This is a genomic window from Microbacterium sp. MYb54 (assembly GCF_002979515.1).
GTDB lineage: Bacteria > Actinomycetota > Actinomycetes > Actinomycetales > Microbacteriaceae > Microbacterium.
This window is the reverse complement of sequence record NZ_PCPA01000021.1, coordinates 1-16,002: the sequence shown is the minus strand read 5'-3', so window position 1 is coordinate 16,002 and position 16,002 is coordinate 1. Positions and strand designations below refer to the sequence as shown.

The following is a 16,002-nucleotide window of genomic DNA, read 5'->3' as shown; positions in this document are numbered from 1 at the left end:
CACGGCGAGCGGAGAGCAGGAGAGATCGATGAGGATCATCATCGTCGGCGCAGGCATCGGCGGACTCGCCACCGCGATCAGCCTGCACGAGGCGGGGTTGCGCGACGTGACCGTGTTCGAACGCAGCAGCACCATCCGCGGGCTCGGCGTCGGCATCAACCTCCTCCCCCACGCGATGCGCGAGCTCACCGAACTCGGTGTCGCCGACGCGATCGCCGCCGAAGGCGTCACTCCCACGACACTCAGCTACTTCAGCCGCCGCGGCCAGGAGATCTGGAGCGAGCCGCGCGGCCTCGCCGCCGGCTACCACTGGCCGCAGCTCTCCGTGCACCGGGGCCGTCTCCAGCTCGCCCTGCGCGACCTCGCCGAAGCCCGCCTCGCCGAGCCGATCCGCCTCGGCCACCGCCTGATCGCCACGGCATCGAACGCCGACGGCACCGAGACCGCGCGCTTCGCGACCGACGACGGCGAGGTCGAAGAGACCGCAGACGTGATCATCGGCGCCGATGGCATCCATTCGGCACTCCGAGCCCTGAGCTACCCCGCCGAGGGCGCACCGCCCTGGAGCGGTCTGACGCTGTGGCGCGGCATCACCCGCATTCCCGCATTCCTCGACAGCCGCACCATGATCATGGCCGGCGACGGCGAGCAGAAGTTCGTCGCCTACCCCCTGAGCGAGAGGGATGCCGCGGGTGACATGCTCGTGAACTTCATCGCCGAGCGCCGCGTCGGCGGCACCGGCGACGCGGACTGGAACCGCGCCGTCGACCCGGCGCCGATCGCCGAGCTGTTCCGCGAGTGGAGCTTCGACTGGCTCGACATCCCCGCTGCGATCGCGCGTGCCGAAGAGATCCTCGAGTATCCGATGGTCGACCGCGATCCCCTCCCGCAGTGGACCCACGGGCGCACCACCCTGCTCGGCGACGCCGCGCACGCGATGTACCCGAACGGGTCGAACGGCGGCTCGCAGGCGATCCTCGACGCTCGCACGCTGGCGTTCCACCTTGCCGCCTCCGACGACTCCGCCGCCGGCATCGAGGAGGCGCTCGCCCGCTATGAAGACGCTCGTCGCCCCGCGATGACCGCGCTGCTCGCCGGGACCAGGGCCACCGGCCCCGAGCGGGTGATGCAGCTCGCCCGCGAGCGCGCACCGCAGGGCTTCGACGACATCGAGCAGGTGATCCCCCTGGCCGAGCGTCGACGGATCGCGACCGACTACAAGGTCGCGGCCGGATTCCTGCCCGAGCTGCTCAACGACCGGCCGTCGCTCACCCCGCCCTCTGCTCGCTCGTCGACTCCGACGCAGGCGCGCCGATGACCGGGCTGGACGCCGCCAGACTCGCCGCCGTCATCTCTCCGCTGCGTCGCGCACTGCTGGCCGCGACGCGGGCGGAAGCCGGTCTCCCCGAGCTCTCGGAGGCGCAGATCGATGTCCTCCGCACCCTTCCGGCGGGTGCGAGCCGAGGTCCGGCGGAGATCGCCGCGCAGTTGCGCCTGAGCCGACCGACGGTGAGCAACCTGCTCAGTTCGATGGAAGCGGATGGCCTGGTCGAGCGTGGCCCCGATCCTTCCGACGGACGTCGAGTCGTGGTGCGCGCCTCCGACCGGGCGCTGGACCTGTTCGACCGCTTCGATGCCGTGAACTCCGCCCTCGTCGCACGGGTGAGCCGCGAACTCGACGACGCGGATCGCGCTGCCCTCGACGCCGCACTCCCCGCACTCGAACGCCTCTGCGCCGCGCTCACCGGGCCGGATGCCCCCACTTCGTCGAACCGTCAGGACACCCCGTGAACACCCTGCACGATCTGCTGCCCGCCCCGACGCTCGAGGCCGCCTTCGACGTCTCCGTCGACCTCGGTGTGCTGGAGGACCACGGCGCCACCAGTGCCGGGCATCGCCGCGTGGTCCCGATCCTCGGCGGCCGCATCACCGGCACCGTCGAGGCCGAGATCCTTCCCGGCGGCGCCGACTGGCAGCTCGTCCGCCCCGACGGCACGATCGAGATCGACGGCCGCTATTCGGCGCGCACCGCATCCGGCGACCTCCTGCTGCTGCACGCGAAGGGACTGCGCACCGGGTCGCCGGAGGTGCTGGAGAGACTGGGCCGCGGAGAAGACGTCGATCCCCGCTCGTACTGCTTCCGCACGACCGTGCAGGTCGAGACCGCTGCACCTGCGCTCGCCGATCTCCAGCGCAGCCTCTTCATCGCGGTCGCGCAGCGCCAGGCGAACGCGGTGCACTACCGCGCCCATCGCGTGGGCTGACTCCGGATGCGAAGAACGCCGGGAGCCCCTGAGAGCTCCCGGCGTTCTCGATATCGTGCCCAGACCTCAGCCCGCGGCATCCGCCTTCCGCAGGAACCACACGCGGCGCTCCTGATCGCGGCGCAGCCAGGGCAGGAACGCCCACCACAGCAGCACGGCCACCGCAGCACCACCGATCAGTCCGGCGCACGTGTCGGTGAACCAGTGCGCGTTGATGAGCGTGCGCTGCCACACCATGCCGACGGCCAGGAGCACCCCGAGCACGATCCAGACGCGACGCACCCAGACCGCGGACGCCGGGATCAGCGCGAGCACCGTGATGATGATCGCCGCCATGCTCACCGAATGCCCGGATGGGAACGAACCGTGGTCGACCTGCACGAGCGGGCCGAAGAGTCCGCCCGCCACGTCTTCGGCCGGACGCGGCCTGTCGACGAGGTTCTTCGTGAGCTGCGACAGGAGCCCAGGGCCTGAGAGCTGCACCGCGATCACGAACAGCGCGGAACGCCAACGACCGATCAGCACCAGCACGAGCGGGAGCAGGATCATCATGAGCACAGCCCCGGGGAGCTGACCGAGGTTCTGGAACATCTGCGCCAGCGCGAAGCCGGGCAGCGTCGACTCCGGCCCGACCCCGATGCCGCTGCGCCACAGGTCGTCGAGGCCCTGCGTCCACGGCGCATCGGGCGCGGCGAGCACGCCGATCGCGAGCGCCACGAACACCGCGAGCAGCCCGAGCGCGGTCCACAGCATCCACCGAGGGCGTGGCATCGCTGCCGGTCGGGTGGTGTCCCCGACCGCGACAGCCGTCGTCACGATGACGTTCCCAGCAGCGGACGCACCGAGGCATAGGCGTCGGCGACGTCACGCGTCGGCACGTCGTAGACCCGGGCGATGCCCTTCGCCCCCTGATGGCGCGGCCACCCGGGGTCACCGCCCGCGATGAACGCCACAGCAGCTCCGTGCACCTCGTCGGCCAGCTCCTGCGGCGGGTTCGGGCCGGCGAGCGGCTCCATCGCAGGACCGTCGAGGCAGTCGAAGAAGAACGGCACGTCGAGGCAGTGCTCGGCGAATCCGAAGTGTCCCGACGGCCACGAGAACCGGTACAGCCAGGTGGGGGCGGTGCCGCGGTCGGCGACGATCTTCAGCAGCGCCGAGCGGAACATCCGGTCGGTCAGCAGCCGACCGGCCACGCGTGCGTTGCCCAGCCCTGTGAGGTCGGCGTTGGCGGCGAGATACTCCCGGCGCACGCTCTTCGGCAGACCGAGCTTGTTCAGCAGGAGCGACCTCGGCACCCAGCGGAGCTTCTTCGCCGCGTCCGAGAACGCCATCGTGAACTCGTCGTCGGTCGCGCCGAGCACCAGCGGCTTGTCGGCGCCCACACCGGCCCTGAGCGCCTCGCGCGTCGAGCGCGGCAGCAGGTCGCCGTCGATCGTCGGTCCGAGCGGCAGCCCCTCTTCGACCACGCTCCCGAGCGAATCGGGCCCGAGCTCTGTCGCCTTCTTCTGCAGCTCGAGGATGCGCTCCTCGGACAGCGTCGAGAACCCGGCGACGGTCGGCTCGACCCCCGCGGCCGCAGCGAGTCCGCGACCGGACGCCTCGGCACGCGCCGGGGCGACATCGGCGAGCGCACCGGAGATCGCATACACACCCTGGAACAGGTGCTGCGCCTTCTCCATGCCGAGCAGCGTCATCACAGCGCCTCCACCGGCGGACTGCCCGGCGATCGTGACCCGCGACGGGTCCCCGCCGAACTCCGCGATGTTCTGCTGCACCCACTCGAGCGCGAGCAGCCAGTCGCGCACGCCGCGGTTCGAGGGCGCATCCTCGATCCAGCCGAAGCCGTCGAAGCCGAGGCGGTACGACAGCGACACGGTGACGACGCCGTCGCGGTTGAAGTTGCGGCCGTCGTACCAGGGGCTCGCGGGCGAGCCGGCGAAGTATCCGCCGCCGTGGATCCAGACGAGCACCGGGAGTCCTGCCCCCTGCTCAGCACGGGTCGGGTTCGGGGTGAAGACGTTCACGTTGAGCGTGGAGTCGCCCTCGACGCTCGGCTCGGGGATGAGCGTCACGCCCGGGTCGCCGCGCTGCGCGGTGGCCGCGAACTCGAGCGCGTCACGCACCCCCTCCCACGGACGCTTGGGCACGGGCGCTTGGAAGCGCAGCTCGCCGATCGGCGCCTCCGCGAACGGGATGCCGAGGAACCCCGCCGACCGCGGATTCCCGCGCCCTCCCGTGGTCGGACGCCAGCGTCCACGCACCCGTCCTGCGGCGGTTGCCACCTCGACGAAGTCGGCGGTCGTCTCGAAGTCGGTATCGGTCATCACAGCATTCTCCTGGTCGTTCCTGGTCATCAGCGCACTCCCTTGATCGGCGCGGTCGCGACGGCGGCGAGGATCACGAACACGATCGCGAAGACGAACAGCATCGCGTAGCCACCGAGAGCCGTGATGATGACACCGCCGATCGCGGGGCTCAGAGCCTGCGGCACGTTGGTCGCGACGTTGAGGATGCCGAGATCCTTGCCGGCCGAGACGCCTTCGTTCGGCAGCACCTCGGTCATGAGCGCCGCATCCACCGACATGTAGAGGCCGAAGCCGACGCCGTTGATGATGCTCATCAGGATCATGCCGGTCATGTTCGGCTGCAGCAGCGGCATCGCAAGCCCCGCCACCATCACGACGGATGCGGCGTAGATGAAGACCTTGCGACGACCGACCTTGTCGCTCCACCAGCCCGAGAGCGCGATCGCGATCAACGTCGGTATGAACGCCACGAGCGTCAGGGTGACCACCGCACCCTGGGCTTCAGCGAGAGGCAGGCCGATGTAGTCGGTGAGCATGTACAGCTGGTAGGCGCTGACGACGAAGTAGCCGAGGATCAGCAGGAACCGCGCGGCGAACGCCCACGCGAAGTCCGGGTGGCGACGCGGGTCGATCCAGAAGCCCTTGAAGAATGCGCCCCAACGGAACGCGTCGACAGCGGCATGCTTCGACGACCAGTCGCGGTTCACGAGCGCGAACAGCAGCGCGGCCACGATCACTGCGCCGCCGAAGATCCCGTATCCGATGCCGATCTGCGCGGCGAACGCACCGGCGAGCATGATGCCGACCGTCATCCCCAGCTGGGTGCCGAGGCCGATCATCGCGCTCGCGCCGCCTCGCTTCGAGCGGGGGAATCGGTCGGCCGTGATGGCGGTGAGCGGCGCCTGGAAGAAGTTCAGCGCCACCTGGATGACCACCCAGAACACCGTGATCCAGAGGATGTCCGTCAACGAGCCCATACCGAACAGGAAGATGCCGCCGATGACCGCGCCGAGCACCATCCACGGCACGCGGCGCCCGAAGCGCGAGCGCGTGCGGTCGCTCAACGCCCCGACGATCGGTTGAGCGAACAGCGTGAAGACGAAGGAGATCGTCGTCACGATGGCGAGGTTGCCGACCTTGTTCGCCTCGTCGATCATCAGGATCTGGCTGGGCAGCAGGATGGCGATGAGCCCGCCGTACGTGGCGAACAGAGTGAGTGACGCGATCAGCAGGCTGGGCAGCAGACGCCGATTCGCCGGCGGGCTCGCGGCAGGGTCACCCGCTTCGGGCGGCACGGATCGAATCGTGCCGGTCGGGGCGAGTTCGGCGGCGGGGTCGAGCGGGGACACGGACATGTCGGCTCCTCGTTGAGCGGTTTCGGGTTAATACCAAACGCCGTTCGGTATTCATCCGACATCGTGACAGATCGGACGCCACCCCCGCAAGCCATTCACGAACGTTGTTTGGTTTTTGTGATCTCGCCGTGACGGTTACCCTGGAGCGATGGCGACACGAGGGGCATACGCGAAGGGCGTCGCGAAGCGCGAAGAGATCCTGGAAGCCGCCCTCGCCGTCGTGGCCGAACACGGATACCGCAAGGCCTCGGTGCGTGAGATCGCGGATGCCGCCGGCCTCAGCCCCGCAGGACTCCTGCACTACTTCGGCTCCAAAGAAGAGCTGTTCGTCGCGATCCTGCGTGCCAGAGACGACCGCGACGAGCAGCAGTACGCCGGAACGGATGCCGCCACCGCCTTCCTCGCGGTCATGCGCCACAACGCCTCCGTCCCCGGGCTCGTGCAGCTCTACGCTCAGCTGGCCGCCGAGGCGGGAGACCCCTCGCACCCCGCGCACACCTACTTCCGCGAACGCACCGCACGCGTCGAGGGCTTCTCCGTCGCCCAGCTCGCGGAAGATCAGCGCGAGGGCCGCATCCGCTCCGACCTCGACCCCGCCTGGGTCGTGCGCACCCTGCACGCCCTGGCCGACGGGCTCCAGGCGGCATGGATGCTCGACCCGACGCTCGACATGGCGGCCGAGATCGAGCAGTTCCTGGTGCTGCTACGGCCCGTGTGACGACGAGCCCGACCACTCGGTTCAGTCGAGCGTCTTCACCTCGGCGTGCGGCATCCGCGTCTTCATGATCCGGACCGCCTCGGGGTTGTCGTCGACCAGCACCGCGTCGCGGCCGAGCGCCGAGGCCACGGCTCCCGTCGTGCCGCTGCCCGCGAACAGGTCGAGCACCCGGTCGCCCGGACGGCTCGAAGCCGTGACGATACGCCGCAGGATCCCCTCCGGCTTCTGCGTGGGGTAGCCGGTCTTCTCGCGCCCGGTCGTGGGCACGATCGTGTGCCACCAGACGTCGGTGGGGAGCTTTCCGCGCGCGGCCTTCTCGGCCGTGACCAACCCCGGCGCCATGTAGGGCTCGCGGTCGACCTCGTCGGAGTTGAAGACGTACTCCCGCGGGTTCTTCACGTAGACCAGGATCGTGTCGTGCTTCGTGGGCCACCGGCTGCGCGACTTGGCGCCGTAGTCGTACGCCCAGATGAGCTCGTTGAGGAAGCAGTCCCGCCCGAACACCGCATCGAGCATGACCTTCGCGTAGTGCGCCTCCCGGTAGTCGAGGTGCAGGTACAGGGTGCCGTCATCCGCCAGCAGTCGCCAGGCTTCCTCGAGCCGCGGCATCAGGAACGCGCCGTAGTCGTCGAAGCGGTCGTCGTAGGCGCGCAGCATCCCGCGCACGCGCTCGTACGCGTGGCCGTGGAATCCGTGCCGCACCTCGGTCTCGGGCTCAGCCTCCCCCGGTGCGGAACTCAGGACGACCGGAGCCGCATCCCCCGTTTCGGAGGCCGGAGCGTCCGGATCCGGGACTTCCTCCTGAGTTGTGACCATCCGCCGAGCGGTGACCACCTGTCGCTCCTGCGTGCGGCCCGTGTTGAACGGCGGGTCGAGGTACACGAGCGTGAACGACCCGGAGGGCAGGGTCGCGGCGACGGCGAGGTTGTCGCCCTCGACGATCGACACCGCACCCGGCACAACAGGATCGGGAACGACCGGCTCGGGCACGACCGGCGCGATCACGGACGCGGTGTCCGACACGTCGTCCGGAGTGTCCGCCACGGCGTCCGCCGCCGTGGGGAGGTCAGGTTCCAGCGCCGTCACGGCACCCGATGCAGCCACGCCTCGGTGGCGAACTTCGATTCCACGAGCGCCTCGGCGTCGGCATACTCGTCTGCCGAGATCGACCCGATCTCGGCGTCGGTCAGCGAACGGAAGGTGTCTTTGAAGCGCTCGATGATCTCGGCGCGCTCGAGTCCGGTCTGGCTGCGCAGCGGGTCGACGCGCTTGGCGGCGGACGCGGTGCCCTTGTCGCTGAGCTTCTCCCGCCCGATGCGGAGCACCTCGGTCATCATCTGACCATCGATGTCGTACGACAGGGTCGCGTGGTGCAGCACTCCCCCGTTGGCGAGGCGCTTCTGCGCGGCGCCGCCGATCTTGCCGGTCGGGCTCGCGATGTCGTTGAGCGGCTGGTAGACCGCGTCGATGCCGAGGGAGCGCAGCGCCTGCAGCACCCAGTCGTCGAGGAAGGCGTAGGAGTCGGCGAAGGTCATTCCGGCCACGAGCGACGCCGGCACGTACAGCGAGTAGGTGATGATCTGCCCTGCTGCCATGAGCATCGCGCCGCCGCCGGAGATGCGGCGGACGACGTCGAATCCGTGCTTCGCCGCACCATCGGGATCGACCTCGTTGCGATACGACTGGAACGAGCCGATCACCACGGCCGACTGGTCCCACTCCCAGATGCGCAGGGTGGGTCGGCGGCGCCCTTCGCCCACACGGGCGGTGAGCACCTCGTCGAGGGCGAGGTTCATGCGGGGCGAGACGGCCTTCTCGTGCACGATCTCCCAGTCGAAGTCACGCCACCCCGGCGCCGTGACGAGCGCGCGGCGCACAGCGGTGCCGACCGCTTCGGGAGTGAAGCCGAGCAGCTGAGCGCCATCGGGCAGCGCCTCGCGGACGGCGGATGCGATCGCCGTCGCATCCGACTCCACCGGCAGCCCGTTCACCGCGGCGTTGATGTCGTCCAGCGCCGAGTCCGGCTCGAGGAAGAAGTCTCCGGCGAGGCGGAAGCGGGAGATCCGGTCGCCTTCGATCTCGAGGTCGACGACGACGAGCTTTCCACCTGGGACCTTGAATTCACCGTGCACGGTTCCAGCTTAAGGCGCGCAGCCCTCGTTCCGGCGGTCAGCCTCCGAGCACCACCACGCGCTCCCCGGCGCGGATCGGCGTCGAGTACCGATTGCCGACGGGTGGGAGCGGGCAGACGAACTGATCGGAGAACGCGCACGGCGGCAGGTACGCGCGGTTGAAGTCGATCACGGCCGTGCCGTCATCAGCCGGCTCGTCGACCGGCAGGAACCGGAAGCGATAGGTCTCGAGCCCGTTCGTGCCGTCGGCGAACACCGCGCTCAGTGCCCCCTGACCGTTCCTGGTCACGGTGAGCGTCTGCGGCGCCCCGGCCAGCTCGAACCGCAGCCGCCCGGCGACGGCGGTCTCTCGCGCATCGCCGTCGACCGACGTGATCACGATCTGCTCATCCGGCGTCTCCTCGAAGATCGCCGGCAGTCGCCAGCGTTCATCGGGGGAATACGCGTCGATCGCCGTGAACCACTCCCGTTGCGGGCGGGCCGGATTCAGCACGCGCAGCGCGAGTGTGCCGTGACGTTCGAACACGCGCACCTCACGACGTCCGAGACGGATGCTCTCCGCACCGCGCAGCGTGACGGTGGAGCCTGCCTGACCGAGCTCACTGCCGCGGATGCCGCCGTCGCCGGTCAGCGCCCAGAGCCCGGGGATGCCGTCGACCGCCGCTGCCTCGGTGATGAGCCAGTTCGTCGACTCCAGCGCCGACGGACCGTACTCCGACCCCGCATAGCGCTCGCGTGACGCGTGCCAGTCCTGCCAGTCCTTCACGAAGCTCATCGGAGCGGATCCTCCCTTGCGAGGGCACCGCACCGCGGAGCACTCCTCGCTCATGCGCGGAATATTGCCCCGAATCTACGGTGGCTCCGCGGCCGGCGAGGCGGTCGCGTCACACGCCTTCACCGCGCGTAACGCCGCGTCACACCAGCGGCGTCGGGGAAGGATCCTCAGCGCGCGGGGATGTGCTTGTCGAGCCACGCCAGCACGTCGGCGCGCACCTCGTCCTGCTGAAGTTCCGCGAAGATCTCGTGGCGCGCATCCGGGTAGACCAGCGTCGTGACGTCGGTGAGTCCGGAACGGCTGCGGTATTCGTCGGCGAGCTTGTGCACGCTGCGGGGTCCGCCCACCGGGTCGTCCCGACCGACCAACAGCAGCATCGGGATGTCATGCCCCAGATCCTTGGCCGGGCGGCCGTAGAGCTTCGCGGCCTCGATCGGCCCGAACAGCTTGAGCAGCGGCTCATCGGTGGTCAGCGGGTCTTCGTCGAACGCGGTCCAGACGGCCGGGTCTCGGCTGAGCCATTCGAGCCCGGTCGCCCCCTCACCTGCCCAGCGCGCGTTCAGAGGTGCGGCGTTGAGCGAGCCGGGCATCCGAAGCGCAGAGCCGGAGAGGATGACCGCATCCCATGCGTCAGGGTGGCCGTTGACGAGCATCTGCGCCAGGAACGAACCCCAGGAATGACCGAGCAGCACGAGCGGCAGATCGGGGTTCTCGTCGCGGATGATCTCGGTCAGCTGCCAGACGGCCTCTTCGGCCGCGCGCAGCCCGCCCTTGCCCAGTCGGCCGAGCTTCTCGGGCCCGCCGTGCTGACGGATGCCGGTGCGCCCGTGCCCGCGGTGGTCGTCGGCATAGACGTGGAAGCCGGCAGCGGTGAGTGCCGCGATCAGCGCGCCGTACCTCCCGGCATGCTCGCCGACACCGTGCAGCAGCTGCACCACGCCGCGGGGCGACCCCTCGGCGGAATGGACGTCGTAGACGATGTCGACGCCATAGGCATCGGTGAACTCACGGGTATCCATCACGGTGCGAGCCTACCCACGCGCGTCGCAGGCGGCTAGCGCGCGAGGGCATCCCGGATCGCGAAGGCGATGTCGCGGTCAGTGACCTCGTACCCGCCGACGCCGTCGGAGGCAGAGCCCATGCGCACGCCGCCGTCCTCTGCCACGGCACGCTTGGCGGAGAAGTGGATCGCATCGACGCCGGCCGCTGCGAGCACCGGAGCACTGGCGACATCGACCCCGCTGCCGGCCATGATCTCGATCTCGCCCTCGGCTGCGGCGACGAGCGCACGCAGGGTGTCGACGCCGTCGATCGCGGCGGAGGCTCCACCCGAGGTGAGTACGCGGGCAAGGCCCAGCTCGCGGGCGCTCTGCAGCGTCGCGACGGGGTCGGCGGTGACATCGATCGCGCGGTGCAGCGTCGCGGGCGCGCCCCCTGCGGCATCGCGCAGACGCGCCATGGCGAACAGGTCGAGGCGCCCGTCGGCGTCGAGCGCACCGATCACCACACCGGATGCACCGGCGGCGATCGCGCGGCGCACATCGAGTTCGGCGACCGCGAGCTCATCCTCGTCGTAGTGGAAGCCACCCGCGCGCGGCCTGATCAGCACGTGCACCTCCGGGCCATCCGCTCCGGCAGCCTCGACCGCGAGCTCGAGCGTCGCGGGCGACGGGGTGAGTCCGCCGAGAGCGAGGGCCGTCGCGAGCTCGACGCGCGCGGCGCCGACCTCCTTGGCGATGCGCACTCCTGCGGGGTCCTGCACGGCGATTTCCAGGGCGAGCGTTCGGGTCACCCCTCCATTGTGCCCGCTGCTGAGACGGCATCCGAAAAATTAGATAGACTAACTAAGTAATGTCTGCGTCTGATGAATCACTCCACCTCACCGCCACAGACCTTCGCATGGCCACTTTCCGGCTGGCCCGTCGCCTGCGTTGCGCACGTGCCGCCGACACGATGAGCGATGCGCAGCTGGCGGTGCTCGCCGACCTGCGCATGAACGGACGCCGCACGATCTCGACCCTCGCCGAGCGCGAGCGGGTGGCTGCACCGTCGATGACCAACACCATCAACGGTCTCGAGGAACAGGGCTTCGTCGTGCGTGCCACCGACGAGGACGACCGCCGCCGCGTGCAGGTCGCCATCACCGAGGCCGGCGCCGAGATCGTCGTCGAGACCATCCGCCGCCGCGACGAGCTGCTGGCCGACATGCTGCGCGAGGTCGACTACACCGAGGCCGAGCTCACCACGCTGCGAGAGGCCAGCGCCCTGATGAGGCGGGTGGTTGAGCGATGAGCGCCATGTTCCGCTCCTTCGCGAACATCAACTACCGCATCTGGTTCGCCGGCGCCCTGGTCTCCAACGTCGGCGGGTGGATGCAGGCGACCGCCCAGGACTGGGTGGTGCTCACAGAGCTCACCGACAACGATGCGACGGCGATGGGTGTCACCATGGCCCTGCAGTTCGGGCCGCCGCTCGTGCTCGTCAGCCTGACCGGGTGGGTGGCCGACCGCTTCGACCGCCGGCACATCCTGTTCGCGACCCAGTCGGCGCTGCTGGCCCTCGCGATCGCGGTCGGCGTGCTCCTGCTCAATGGTGTGATGACGCTGCCGATGATGTTCTGCTTCGCCCTGGGCTTCGGCGTCGTGAACGCGTTCGATGCCCCCGCCAGGCAGGCGTTCGTCTCCGACATGGTCTCCACAGGTGACACCTCCAACGCGGTCGCACTCAACTCCGCGTCGTTCAACCTCGCCCGCATGGTGGGGCCGGCGGTCGGAGGCCTCCTGATCGTGGCGATCGGCTCCGGCTGGGTGTTCATCGTCAACGCCGCGACCTTCCTGGCGATGCTCCTCGCGCTGATGATGCTGCGCCGCAGCCTGCTCGCCCCTCGCCTGAAGAACCGCAGCCGCGGCGGGCTCGCTGCCGGATTCCGCTACGTGTGGGGACGCAGCGACCTGCGCGTGGTGTTCGTCACCGTATTCCTGATCGGCGCCTTCGGCATGAACTTCCCGATCTTCGCCTCGACCATGGCGCTCGAGTTCGGAGCGGGAGCAGACGGCTACGGGGTGCTCAGCTCGGTCCTCGCGATCGGCTCGCTCATCGGCGCCCTGCTCGCCGCACGACGCGATCGGGCACGGGTGCGGGTCGTGATCCTCGCCGCCGGCGGATTCGGGATCGCCGCGTTCATCTCGTCCGCGATGCCGACCTACGCCTCGTACGCCGTCACCCTGACCTTCACCGGCTTCATGATCGTGACCCTGCTCACCACGGCCAACGGCTACGTGCAGATCACGACCGAACCGGCGCTGCGCGGACGCGTGCTCGCCCTCTACATGGCCGTGATCATGGGCTCGACCCCGGTCGGCGCCCCCATCGCCGGGTGGGTTGCCGACACGTTCGGGCCGCGAGCCGCGATCATGCTCGGCGGCACCGCCGGATTCGTCGCGTGCGCGATCGGCGTCATCTGGGTGGCGACCTCGGGACGCCTCCGGCGCGCCGAGAACCGTCGATTCCTCCTCACGCTCGACGAGACCCGTCCGCTCCGCGTCGTCGAGGTCGACCCGATCGAGTTCAGCGACGAGGCGGCCGTCACCACCCCGATCCGGAGCGCCAAGAAGCGCGACCTCGAAGGCTGACCCTCCTCGCGGCGTTTGTCAACGCCCTCCACGAGGTGCCGGTGGCGACCGTACCGTCGAAGCATGGACGAGAACACGGAACGCACCCCCCACCCGCACCCGCAGGATCCGGCTGAGGGCGCGCGCCGGGTGCCTGACGAAGACACCGGGCAGGGCGACGGCACCGGTGGCGCGATCCAGGGCGACAGCTCACGTGGCGAGTCGACCGGCGGTGCCATCCAGGGCGACGCAGGTCAGGGTCACCGCGCACCTCTGGGCGGCGACGAGGGCACCGAGGATCAGCTCGACGCCGACAACGAAGCAGAAGAAGACACTCTGAAGACGCTCGACCCGGATTCCCCGCCGGCCTGAGCGTCTGCGAGGGCAACGCCACCGCCAGCCGTCGGCTCCCCCAGGCCACGGCCCTCCCCTGCGATGGCGTTGCCCGCCGCATCGGCCCGCTCTCCTGAACGCGAAGAACCCCCTTGCAGACGATCGCAAGGGGGTTCTTCGACGAGGCAGGTCAGGCGAGCACGAGTTTGAGCTGCTCCACCGCCCAGTCGAGCTCGGTCGCGCGGATCACGAGCGGCGGTGCGATGCGCACGGTCTGACCGTGCGTGTCCTTCACCAGGACCCCGCGCTCGAGGAGCTTCTCGGCGATCTGACGCCCGGTGCCCTTCGCGGGGTCGATGTCGACACCGGCCCAGAGACCGGCGATGCGAACGGCCGTGACGCCGTTGCCGATCAGCGGCTGCAGAGCCTTCTCCAGGTGTGCGCCGAGCGCCCGCGCCCGCTCCTGGAACTCGCCGGACTGCAGCATCTCGACCACGCGCAGCCCCACGGCAGCGGCGAGCGGGTTGCCGCCGAAGGTCGAGCCGTGCTCGCCGGGACGGATGACGCCCAGCACGTCGGTGTTGCCGACCACGGCCGAGACCGGAAGGATGCCGCCGCCGAGCGCCTTGCCGAGCAGGTACAGGTCGGGCACGACACCCTCGCGGTCGCACGCGAAGGTCTCGCCGACACGGCCGAGCCCTGCCTGGATCTCGTCGGCGATGAACAGCACGTTCTTCTCGTCGCAGATCTCGCGGATGCGGCGGAGGTAGCCCTCCGGCGGGATCACGACCCCGGCCTCGCCCTGGATCGGCTCGACCAGCACGGCTGCCGTGTCGTCGGTGATGGCGGCCGCGATGGCATCCGCGTCGCCGTAGGGAACCACGTCGAAGCCGGGCGTGTAGGGCCCGAAGTCGTCACGCGCCTGCTCGTCGTCGCTGAAGCTGACGATCGTGGTCGTGCGCCCGTGGAAGTTGCCGGCCGCGACGATGATGCGCGCCTTGCCCGGAGCGACCCCCTTGACCCGGTACCCCCACGCGCGGGCGACCTTGATGCCGGTCTCGACAGCCTCGGCCCCGGTGTTCATCGGGAGCACGAGATCTTTGCCCGCGAGCTCTGCGAGCGCTGCGGCGAACGGCTCGAGGCGGTCGCTCTGGAACGCGCGGCTGACGAGCGTGACCCGGCCGAGCTGCTCGGTGACGGCGGCCACGAGTGCCGGATGCCGGTGCCCGAAGTTCACGGCCGAGTACGCCGCGAGCAGGTCGAGGTAGCGCTTGCCCTCGACATCCGTGACCCACGCACCCTCACCACGGGCGATGTTCACCGGCAGCGGGTGATAGTTGTGGGCGACGTGGGGCTCGGCGCCCGCCTCCGTCACGGCCTCCGCGCCCGCGGTGGCGTCGACCGCGGTCACTCGGCACCCCGCAGCTCGAGCGTGCAGCACTTGATGCCGCCGCCGCCGAGCAGCAGCTCGGAGAGGTCGATCATGATCGGGTTGTAGCCGCGCTCGCGCAGCTGCTTCTCGAAGCCCTTGGCGCGCGGCGAGATGACCACGTTGTAGCCGTCGCTCGCCGAGTTCAGGCCGAACACCGAACCGTCTTCGTCCGAGACCAGGATCGCGTCGGGGAAGCGCTCCTCGAGCACCGCGCGGCTGGCGTCGTCGAAGGCACCGGGGAGGTACGCGATGTTCGCGCGCTCCGGGCCGCCGTTCTCCGTGCCCTGCACCGGGTCGAGCACGGCGATGGCGGTGTCGAGGTGGTAGAAACGCGGGTCGACCAGGTTCAGCGACACGACCTCACGGCCGAAGATCTCGCCCACCTCGCGGTGGCTGTCGCCCGTGGAGCGGAAGCCGGTGCCCGCGAGGATCACGTCGCCGACGAGCAGGAAGTCACCCTCGCCCTCGTTGACCTCCTTCGGCATCACGGTGTCGTAGCCGGCGGCGCGGAACCAGTCGGCGAAGGCAGGAGACTCGCCCTGGCGCTGCACGAAGCGGAACTCGGGCACGTAGGCACGGCCGTCGATGAGGAATCCGCCGTTGGCCGTGTAGACCATGTCGGGGTAGCCGGCGAGCGGCTCGATGAGCTCGACCTCGTGGCCCAGTTCGATGTAGAGGTCGTAGAGCTTCTGCCACTGCGCGACCGCGTTCGCGGTGTCGGTGGGCTTGGTCGGCTCCATCCACGGGTTGATGGAGTAGTTGACCGTGAAGTGCTCCGGCTTGCACATCAGGTAGTGGCGGTGATGCGCGGTGCGGACGGGTGCGGTGGAGACGGCGGCTTCAGTCGTCGACATGGGTGCTCTCCTCATAGGACGGGCGCGGCGGACGCTGTCCAGGGGCCCGGCGGTCCTTCGACCTTTCGCTCGTTCAGAGCGGGCGTCGGGGAAGATGCGACTCGGGCACGCCGGGATCCATTGTGTCATCCGTCCCCTGTACGCCGCCAGAGCGCCGCCCCTGTGGGAAAAAGGCGGCAGCAACTGCGACCGGAAGGAGAGGAACGGCGCGGTCAGACCGCA

17 protein-coding genes are annotated in these 16,002 nt (G+C 69.6%); 7 read left to right on the top strand and 10 right to left on the bottom strand.

Annotation, left to right across the window (positions count from 1 at the left end):
- Window positions 1-28 precede the first annotated feature (28 nt).
- From CQ040_RS17085 to CQ040_RS17075, 3 genes are read left to right on the top strand one after another with little or no spacing between them, the layout of a single operon-like run.
- Window positions 29-1,318: a flavin-dependent oxidoreductase gene (locus tag CQ040_RS17085; protein ID WP_105528504.1), complete on the top strand. Its 1,290-nt coding sequence runs from the start codon at window positions 29-31 to the stop codon at window positions 1,316-1,318.
- Window positions 1,315-1,791: a MarR family winged helix-turn-helix transcriptional regulator gene (locus CQ040_RS17080; protein ID WP_105528503.1), complete on the top strand. Its 477-nt coding sequence runs from the start codon at window positions 1,315-1,317 to the stop codon at window positions 1,789-1,791. The genes CQ040_RS17085 and CQ040_RS17080 overlap by 4 nt, the downstream gene beginning before the upstream one ends.
- Complete coding sequence (locus CQ040_RS17075) at window positions 1,788-2,264, top strand: DUF3237 domain-containing protein (RefSeq protein ID WP_258131647.1); 477 nt, start codon at window positions 1,788-1,790, stop codon at window positions 2,262-2,264. Before CQ040_RS17080 ends, CQ040_RS17075 begins: the two co-directional genes overlap by 4 nt.
- A 66-nt stretch (window positions 2,265-2,330) precedes the next feature.
- Here CQ040_RS17075 and CQ040_RS17070 read toward each other — a convergent pair whose 3' ends face one another.
- Genes CQ040_RS17070 through CQ040_RS17060 form a run of 3 tightly spaced genes read right to left on the bottom strand, consistent with a single transcriptional unit; the run spans window position 2,331 to window position 5,925 of the window.
- Window positions 2,331-3,080 (bottom strand): phosphatase PAP2 family protein, encoded by a 750-nt coding sequence (locus CQ040_RS17070; protein ID WP_105528502.1) that lies wholly within the window; start codon window positions 3,078-3,080, stop codon window positions 2,331-2,333.
- On the bottom strand, window positions 3,077-4,588 hold the full coding sequence (locus tag CQ040_RS17065; RefSeq protein ID WP_105528517.1) for a carboxylesterase/lipase family protein: 1,512 nt from the start codon (window positions 4,586-4,588) through the stop codon (window positions 3,077-3,079). Before CQ040_RS17065 ends, CQ040_RS17070 begins: the two co-directional genes overlap by 4 nt.
- A 29-nt stretch (window positions 4,589-4,617) precedes the next feature.
- Window positions 4,618-5,925 carry an MFS transporter gene (locus CQ040_RS17060; protein ID WP_105528501.1) on the bottom strand — a complete coding sequence of 436 codons (1,308 nt, stop codon included), beginning with the start codon at window positions 5,923-5,925 and terminating at the stop codon, window positions 4,618-4,620.
- A gap of 148 nt (window positions 5,926-6,073) precedes the next feature.
- Between CQ040_RS17060 and CQ040_RS17055 the strand changes: the two genes are divergently transcribed.
- Window positions 6,074-6,643 carry a TetR/AcrR family transcriptional regulator gene (locus CQ040_RS17055; protein ID WP_105528500.1) on the top strand — a complete coding sequence of 190 codons (570 nt, stop codon included), beginning with the start codon at window positions 6,074-6,076 and terminating at the stop codon, window positions 6,641-6,643.
- Window positions 6,644-6,664: 21 nt separating this feature from the next.
- Here the strand turns inward: CQ040_RS17055 and CQ040_RS17050 are convergent, their stop codons facing one another.
- The 5 genes from CQ040_RS17050 to CQ040_RS17030 all read right to left on the bottom strand — a co-directional run bounded on the left by CQ040_RS17050 (window position 6,665) and on the right by CQ040_RS17030 (window position 11,342).
- Complete coding sequence (locus CQ040_RS17050) at window positions 6,665-7,591, bottom strand: site-specific DNA-methyltransferase (RefSeq protein ID WP_258131655.1); 927 nt, start codon at window positions 7,589-7,591, stop codon at window positions 6,665-6,667.
- 134 nt (window positions 7,592-7,725) lie between these two features.
- Window positions 7,726-8,775: a biotin/lipoate A/B protein ligase family protein gene (locus CQ040_RS17045; protein WP_105528499.1), complete on the bottom strand. Its 1,050-nt coding sequence runs from the start codon at window positions 8,773-8,775 to the stop codon at window positions 7,726-7,728.
- Window positions 8,776-8,812: 37 nt separating this feature from the next.
- Entirely contained in the window at window positions 8,813-9,550 is a 738-nt protein-coding gene (locus CQ040_RS17040) for a DUF1684 domain-containing protein (protein ID WP_105528498.1), read from the bottom strand.
- Window positions 9,551-9,717: 167 nt separating this feature from the next.
- A complete protein-coding gene (locus CQ040_RS17035) occupies window positions 9,718-10,569 on the bottom strand; it encodes an alpha/beta fold hydrolase (protein ID WP_105528497.1) in 852 nt (283 codons plus the stop codon).
- Window positions 10,570-10,604: 35 nt separating this feature from the next.
- Window positions 10,605-11,342 carry a copper homeostasis protein CutC gene (locus CQ040_RS17030; protein ID WP_105528496.1) on the bottom strand — a complete coding sequence of 246 codons (738 nt, stop codon included), beginning with the start codon at window positions 11,340-11,342 and terminating at the stop codon, window positions 10,605-10,607.
- A 59-nt stretch (window positions 11,343-11,401) separates the two neighbouring features.
- On the opposite strand from CQ040_RS17030, the gene CQ040_RS17025 reads away from it, so the two are divergent.
- The 3 genes from CQ040_RS17025 (at window position 11,402) to CQ040_RS17015 (ending at window position 13,533) form a co-directional block, all read left to right on the top strand.
- A complete protein-coding gene (locus CQ040_RS17025) occupies window positions 11,402-11,842 on the top strand; it encodes a MarR family winged helix-turn-helix transcriptional regulator (RefSeq protein ID WP_105528495.1) in 441 nt (146 codons plus the stop codon).
- 5 nt (window positions 11,843-11,847) lie between these two features.
- Window positions 11,848-13,182 (top strand): MFS transporter, encoded by a 1,335-nt coding sequence (locus tag CQ040_RS17020; protein ID WP_105528494.1) that lies wholly within the window; start codon window positions 11,848-11,850, stop codon window positions 13,180-13,182.
- A gap of 63 nt (window positions 13,183-13,245) precedes the next feature.
- The gene (locus CQ040_RS17015) at window positions 13,246-13,533 is read left to right on the top strand and encodes a hypothetical protein (protein WP_105528493.1); all 288 of its coding nucleotides are present in this window, start codon (window positions 13,246-13,248) and stop codon (window positions 13,531-13,533) included.
- 151 nt (window positions 13,534-13,684) lie between these two features.
- Here the strand turns inward: CQ040_RS17015 and rocD are convergent, their stop codons facing one another.
- Together rocD and ddaH are read right to left on the bottom strand one after the other, a co-directional pair.
- Complete coding sequence (rocD, locus tag CQ040_RS17010; RefSeq protein ID WP_105528492.1) at window positions 13,685-14,905, bottom strand: ornithine--oxo-acid transaminase; 1,221 nt, start codon at window positions 14,903-14,905, stop codon at window positions 13,685-13,687.
- Window positions 14,902-15,780, bottom strand: coding sequence for a dimethylargininase (gene ddaH, locus CQ040_RS17005; protein WP_105528491.1), 879 nt, complete (start codon window positions 15,778-15,780; stop codon window positions 14,902-14,904). The genes rocD and ddaH overlap by 4 nt, the downstream gene beginning before the upstream one ends.
- Between the last annotated feature and the right edge of the window lie 222 nt (window positions 15,781-16,002).